Origin of the sequence: Mycolicibacterium vaccae NBRC 14118 = CIP 105934 (genome assembly GCF_001552715.1) — a bacterium.
Lineage (GTDB): Bacteria > Actinomycetota > Actinomycetes > Mycobacteriales > Mycobacteriaceae > Mycobacterium > Mycobacterium vaccae.
In genome coordinates this window covers 25837-31836 of record NZ_BCRS01000063.1, presented here as the reverse complement: position 1 = coordinate 31836, position 6000 = coordinate 25837, and the positions used below count along the sequence as shown (strand labels likewise).

The window sequence follows — 6000 nt, the reverse complement described above, 5'->3', positions numbered from 1 at the left end:
AGGCGGGCGGAGTGCGCCAGCCGGTCCAGGTGCGCGCCCAGCAGGCACGGTCCGCCGTCACGCACCAGCAGGGTCTCGAAGATGCCGTCGCCCCGCACTGCCGCGAGGTCGTCGGCGTACAGCAACGGCGCCTGCGGGTCGTGCAGCTGCCCGTCGAGGGTGACGACGACGCCCGGATGGTCAGCCATGGGGCATCAGCGTAGCCGCGCCGCGGTGCCACCGACTCGTACAGTTGGATCATGTCTGCCGTTCCCGCCCCCGATCCAGGACCCGACGCCGGCGCCGTCTGGCACTACGGCGATCCGCTCGGCGAGCAGCGCGCCGCCGCCGAGGGCGCCATCGTGGTCGACCGGTCCCACCGCGCGGTGCTGACGATCACCGGCGGGGAGCGCAAGTCCTGGCTGCACACCGTGTCCAGCCAGCACGTCAGTGAGCTCCCAGACGGTGCGGTGACCGAGAATCTGAGCCTGGACGGGCAGGGTCGTGTGGAAGATCACTGGCTGCAGACCGAGCTCGACGGGCGCACAGTGCTCGACACCGAACCGTGGCGCGGTGAGCCGCTGCTGAGCTTCCTGCGCAAGATGGTGTTCTGGGCCGACGTGACCGTGGAATCCGCCGACCTCGGGGTGTTGTCCCTGCTGGGGGCCGGTCTCGCTGATCCCGCGGTGCCGGCGGCGCTCGGTCTGTCGGCCCTGCCCGACGCGGCCACCGCGGTGGAACTGCCCGGCGGCGGGTTCGTCCGCCGCCTGCCCGGCACATCGGCCGAGATCGACGTCGTGGCGCCCCGGCCCGAACTGGCCGGATGGCGGGACAAACTGGTCGCGGCCGGGATTCGGCCGGCCGGTGTGTGGGCGTACGAGGCGCACCGGGTCGCGGCCCGCCGGCCCCGCCTGGGGCTCGACACCGATGAGCGCACCATCCCGCACGAGGTGGGCTGGATCGGCGGTCCGGGCGTCGGAGCCGTGCACCTCGACAAGGGGTGCTATCGCGGCCAGGAGACCGTGGCGCGGGTCCACAACCTGGGCAAACCGCCACGGATGCTGGTCCTGCTGCACCTCGACGGGTCCGCCGACCGGCCCGCCACGGGTGACCCGCTGCTCGCCGGTGGCCGCACGGTCGGCCGGTTGGGCACCGTCGTGGACCACGTCGACGAGGGCGTGATCGCGCTGGCCCTGGTCAAGCGTGGCCTGCCGGCCGACACCGCGCTGACGACGGGCGGGGACGTCCAGGTGGCCGCCGCCGTCGACCCCGATTCGGTGCCCACCGTCGACGGAATGGGCGCCGGACGGCTCGCTGTGGAGCGGCTGCGCGGCGGCGCTCGGTGATCGCCCGCCGGCGGCGGCGCGCTCCCGCAGGGCCTGCCAGCACCACGCCGCGAAGCACGGTAAGCTGACCGCAGGACAATACACACACTCAGATCGGAGCCGCCTAGTAATTGGGCCGCTCCGTTATTGCGCGAGGGGGTTCCCCCATGGGCCGCGGCCGGGCAAAGGCAAAGCAGACCAAGGTTGCACGTGAGCTGAAGTACAGCTCACCCCAGACCGATTTTGAGCGGCTACAGCGCGAGCTGTCGAACGCTCCCGACAACGACCGCCTCAACGGCAGCGACACGCTGTCCGACGACGGCTGGTCGGACGAGGACGACTGGCGGCGCTGAGGCCGCCAGTCCCCCGTCCGGGGAGCATCAGAATCTGGGGTGCTGGCCCACGAGCGTCGCTCGCGGCCCTTCCTTACTTCCCTTGTTGATGGTTCCGAGGGTCCAGCACTGCAGGTGACGGGCGGTCAGGACGGCCAGCGCGCGATCGGTGTCCTCCGGCGCGACGACGGCAACCATCCCGACCCCCATGTTGAAGGTCTTCTCCATCTCGGCCTGCTCGATGCGGCCGCGCTGGGCGATCATCCCGAACACCGGCGCGGGCGTCCACGTGCCGCGGTCCAGTTCGGCGACCAGCCCGTGCGGGATGACCCGCTCGAGGTTTCCGGCCAGTCCGCCACCGGTGACGTGGCAGAACGTCCGCACCTGGGTCTCGGCGGCCAGCGCGAGACAGTCCTTGGCGTAGATCCGCGTCGGCTCCAGCAGTTCCTCGCCGAGCGTGCGGCCGAACTCCTCGACGTGGCCGGCGAGGTTCATGTGGTCGATCTCCAGCAGCACGTGCCGGGCCAACGAATAGCCGTTGGAGTGCAGGCCGGTGGAGGCCATCGCGATGACCACGTCGCCGGGCCGCACCCGGTCCGGGCCGAGCACGTCGTCGGCCTCGACCACACCGATGCCGGTAGCCGAGATGTCGTAGTGGTCGGGGGCCATCAGGCCGGGGTGCTCGGCGGTCTCGCCGCCGAGCAGCGCGCAGCCGGCCAGCACGCAGCCGTCGGCGATCCCGGACACCAGCTCGGCGACACGCTCGGGCACGGTACGCCCGACAGCGATGTAGTCCTGCAGGAACAGTGGTTCGGCCCCGCACACCACGAGGTCGTCGACGACCATCGCGACGAGGTCGATGCCGACCGTGTCGTGCTTGTCCATCGCCTGAGCGACGGCCAGCTTGGTGCCCACCCCGTCGGTGGAGGAGGCCAGCACCGGCTCCCGGTAGTCGCCCCGCAGGGCGAACATGCCGGCGAATCCGCCGATCCCGCCTCTCACCTCGGGCCGGCTGGCCTTCTTGGCAAGTGGTTTGAAGAGTTCGACGGCGCGGTCACCGGCTTCGATGTCCACACCTGCTGACGCGTAAGAAATGCCGTGTTGTTCGGCGCGCTCGATCATCGGATGCAAGGCTACCCGCGCGGGCGCGGCAAATCGCTGCCAGTATGCGTTCGACGCGTTGGTGATGGCCCCGACTCGGGATCGTGGGTTTGCCAGATCCCGGAAGTGGACATCCCGGCGCCATGCCCGCTGAGCAAGTCCGCTGCCTGGTGACGGGCGCGACCGGTTACATCGGTGGCCGCCTGGTGCCCGCCCTCCTCGACCGCGGCCACACCGTGCGCGCGATGGCCCGCACCCCGGCCAAGCTGGACCGGGCCGACTGGCGGGACCGTGCCGAGGTGGTGCAGGGCGACCTGACCGACCCGGAGTCGCTGGTCGCGGCGTTCGAAAACACCGACGTCGTCTACTACCTGGTGCACTCGATGGGCACGTCGAAGGATTTCGTGGCCGAGGAGGCACAGTCCGCGCGCAACGTGGTCGAGGCGGCGAGGAAGGCCGGGGTGGGACGGGTGGTCTACCTGAGCGGTCTTCACCCCGACGGCGTCGAACTGTCCCGCCATCTCGCGTCGCGCACCGAGGTCGGCGACATCCTCATCGACTCCGGCATCGAGACCGTGGTGCTGCAGGCCGGCATCGTGATCGGCTCGGGGTCCGCGTCGTTCGAGATGATCCGCCACCTGACCGACCGGCTGCCTGTGATGACCACGCCGAAGTGGGTGCACAACCAGATCCAGCCGATCTCCATCGACGACGCGCTGTACTACCTGGTGGAGGCCGCCACCGCGGCGGTGCCGCAATCGCGGACCTGGGATGTCGGCGGACCGGACGTGCTCGAGTACGGGGACGCGATGCAGGTCTACGCCGAGATCGCCGGGTTGTACCCAAGGCGGTTCGTGGTGTTGCCGTGGCTGACCCCGACGCTCGCGAGCCGTTGGGTGAGTCTGGTGACGCCGATCCCGTCGGGGCTGGCGCGCCCGTTGGTCGAGTCGCTGGAGTGCGATGCCGTCATCCACGAACGCGACATCGACGCGGTGATCCCGCCCCCACCGGGTGGCCTGACCGGCTATCGGGACGCGGTCAACCAGGCGTTGAAGCAGGACGGCACCGACGCCAAGGGCGGCCGTCGGCACCTGGTGCGGTTCAGTCCCGCGGTGGGCTAGGGCCTTCACGACGCCGGAGGCGTCAGGGACGCCTGAGCGCGGAGGCGTTGTCGTTGTCGACGACCTGCAACGGGATTCCGGTGCGGGCGGCGGTCTCCAGCATGTGCTCGATGACGTTCTTGCCCAGCGCGGTCTCACCGGGCAACTCGATCGGATAGTTCCCGTCGAAGCACGCCGAGCACAGCCGCGACGCGGGCTGCTCGGTGGCGGCGATCATGCCCTGCTGGGAGATGTAGCCCAGTGAATCGGCCCCGATCGCGTGGCGGACGGCGTCGAGCATCTCGTCCTCGTCGGCCTCGGCGTTGGAGGCGTTGGCGATCAGCTCGGCCGGGGTGGCGAAGTCGATGCCGTAGAAGCACGGCCACTTCACCGGCGGCGACGCGATCCGGACGTGCACCTCCAGCGCGCCTGCCTCCCGCAGCATCCTGATCAATGCGCGCTGGGTGTTGCCGCGCACGATCGAATCGTCGACGACGATCAGCCGCTTGCCGCGGATCACCTCTTTGAGCGGGTTGAGCTTGAGCCGGATACCGAGCTGCCGGATGGTCTGCGACGGCTGGATGAAGGTGCGGCCGACATAGGCGTTCTTCATCAGACCCTGGCCGAACGGGATCCCGGACTCCTGCGCGTACCCGACTGCGGCCGGAGTGCCCGATTCGGGGACACCGATCACCAGGTCGGCGTCGACCGGCTTCTCCCGCGCCAGCCGGCGGCCGATGTCGACGCGGGTGGCGTGCACCGAGCGGCCGCCGATCATGCTGTCCGGACGGGCGAGGTAGACGTACTCGAAGACACACCCTTTGGGTGAGGGCGGGGCGAACCGGGTGGAGCGCACGCCGTCGGCGTCGATCGCGAGCAGCTCACCGGGCTCGATGTCGCGGACGAACGAGGCTCCGACGATGTCCAGCGCGGCGGTCTCGGAGGCGACCACCCAGCCGCGGTCGAGCCGGCCGAGGGACAGCGGCCGCACGCCGTACGGGTCGCGCGCGGCGTACAGGGTGTTCTCGTCCATGAAGGTCAGGCAGAAGGCGCCCCGCACGGTGGGCAGCAGTTCCAGCGCAGCCTGTTCGAGCGAGGAGTCCGCCGCCCCGTGGGCGAGCAACGCGCCGAGGATGTCGGAGTCGGTGGTGGCCGTCGCCGCACCGCGGTTGCTCAGCAACCCTTCGTCACGGGCGCGGGCGGCCAGTTCGGCGGTGTTGACCAGATTGCCGTTGTGGCCCAGTGCGACCCCGGTGCCTGCGGCGGTGTTGCGGAACACCGGCTGCGCGTTCTCCCACGTGGTGGAGCCGGTGGTGGAGTAGCGGCAGTGCCCGACGGCGACGTGCCCCTGCATGGCGGCGAGTGTCTGCTCATCGAACACCTGGCTGACCAGACCGAGGTCCTTGAACACCAGCACCTGCGAGCCGTCGGCGACGGCGATGCCGGCCGCTTCCTGGCCTCTGTGTTGCAGCGCGTACAAACCGTAGTAAGTGAGCTTTGCCACGTCCTCGCCGGGCGCCCAGACCCCGAATACTCCGCACTCTTCCTTCGGCTCGTTCTCAAGCTGGTCGGCGGTCACGATCAGGCTGCTCCCTGGGGCTGTGGGTGACGTCGCCAGTCTACGGGTCGGTTCGGCAAAACGCGGAATCCCGGCAACGGTGTGGTCAAGGGAACAACGGGAATTCGCGGGCTCACATTCCGTCGGCCGGGATCGTGACCACCGGCAGCACGGCGGCAATCTCGCCGGCTCGCGATCCGGACATCTGCAGCGCCCCCGCCGCCGCGGCGTCGGCGAGCGACAGCAGTCCGGTCGCCAGGAGCAGCCAGGTGCGCGCGTCGGTCTCGATCACATTCGGCGGATTGCCGCGGGTGTGTGCGGGGCCGGCGATGCACTGGACGGCGACGAACGGCGGGATGCGCACTTCCACCGACGATCCCGGGGCGACGGCGGCCAGGGTCCGGGCCGTCGTCCGGACCGCCTCGGCGATCCGGACCCGGTCCGGGGTCGCGCTGTCGTCGCGCAGCCACTGCGCCACGGCGGCCACCGCGGCGCGGGTCTTCACCGGGTCGGCATTGCGACGGGCAGCCATGAGCCAAGGGTCTCAGATCGTGGTGGCGCCACCTGACTCGACTCCGACCAGCAAATCTCTTGACCTCAACGCT

The 6000-nt window shown here is 70.2% G+C and carries 6 protein-coding genes and 1 pseudogene; 3 read left to right on the top strand and 4 right to left on the bottom strand.

The window, feature by feature from the left end:
- Positions 1-188 (bottom strand): annotated as a pseudogene (locus MVA01S_RS14010) (aminodeoxychorismate lyase); the annotation flags it as partial.
- A 51-nt stretch (positions 189-239) separates the two neighbouring features.
- Between MVA01S_RS14010 and ygfZ the strand changes: the two are divergent.
- Together ygfZ and MVA01S_RS14000 are read left to right on the top strand one after the other, a co-directional pair.
- A complete protein-coding gene (gene ygfZ, locus MVA01S_RS14005) occupies positions 240-1325 on the top strand; it encodes a CAF17-like 4Fe-4S cluster assembly/insertion protein YgfZ (RefSeq protein ID WP_003930429.1) in 1086 nt (361 codons plus the stop codon).
- A 146-nt stretch (positions 1326-1471) separates the two neighbouring features.
- Entirely contained in the window at positions 1472-1657 is a 186-nt protein-coding gene (locus MVA01S_RS14000) for a DUF3073 domain-containing protein (protein ID WP_003930430.1), read from the top strand.
- Positions 1658-1684: 27 nt separating this feature from the next.
- On the opposite strand, the gene purM is transcribed toward MVA01S_RS14000, so the two are convergent.
- A complete protein-coding gene (purM, locus tag MVA01S_RS13995) occupies positions 1685-2758 on the bottom strand; it encodes a phosphoribosylformylglycinamidine cyclo-ligase (protein WP_003930431.1) in 1074 nt (357 codons plus the stop codon).
- 122 nt (positions 2759-2880) lie between these two features.
- On the opposite strand from purM, the gene MVA01S_RS13990 reads away from it, so the two are divergent.
- A complete protein-coding gene (locus MVA01S_RS13990) occupies positions 2881-3858 on the top strand; it encodes an NAD(P)H-binding protein (protein ID WP_003930432.1) in 978 nt (325 codons plus the stop codon).
- Positions 3859-3880: 22 nt separating this feature from the next.
- Here MVA01S_RS13990 and purF read toward each other — a convergent pair whose 3' ends face one another.
- Both purF and MVA01S_RS13980 read right to left on the bottom strand, forming a co-directional pair.
- Positions 3881-5416, bottom strand: a complete 1536-nt coding sequence (purF, locus tag MVA01S_RS13985; protein WP_003930433.1) for an amidophosphoribosyltransferase — start codon at positions 5414-5416, stop codon at positions 3881-3883.
- Positions 5417-5528: 112 nt separating this feature from the next.
- Positions 5529-5927, bottom strand: coding sequence for a sterol carrier family protein (locus MVA01S_RS13980; protein ID WP_003930434.1), 399 nt, complete (start codon positions 5925-5927; stop codon positions 5529-5531).
- Positions 5928-6000: the final 73 nt, after the last annotated feature.

Excerpts from the sequence above, each read along its gene's own strand:
- ygfZ (WP_003930429.1), top strand. The coding sequence starts at position 240 with ATGTCTGCCGTTCCCGCCCCCGATCCAGGACCCGACGCCGGCGCCGTC.
- MVA01S_RS13980 (WP_003930434.1), bottom strand. The coding sequence starts at position 5,927 with ATGGCTGCCCGTCGCAATGCCGACCCGGTGAAGACCCGCGCCGCGGTG.
- MVA01S_RS13990 (WP_003930432.1), top strand. The coding sequence starts at position 2,881 with ATGCCCGCTGAGCAAGTCCGCTGCCTGGTGACGGGCGCGACCGGTTAC.
- MVA01S_RS14000 (WP_003930430.1), top strand. The coding sequence starts at position 1,472 with ATGGGCCGCGGCCGGGCAAAGGCAAAGCAGACCAAGGTTGCACGTGAG.
- purM (WP_003930431.1), bottom strand. The coding sequence starts at position 2,758 with ATGATCGAGCGCGCCGAACAACACGGCATTTCTTACGCGTCAGCAGGT.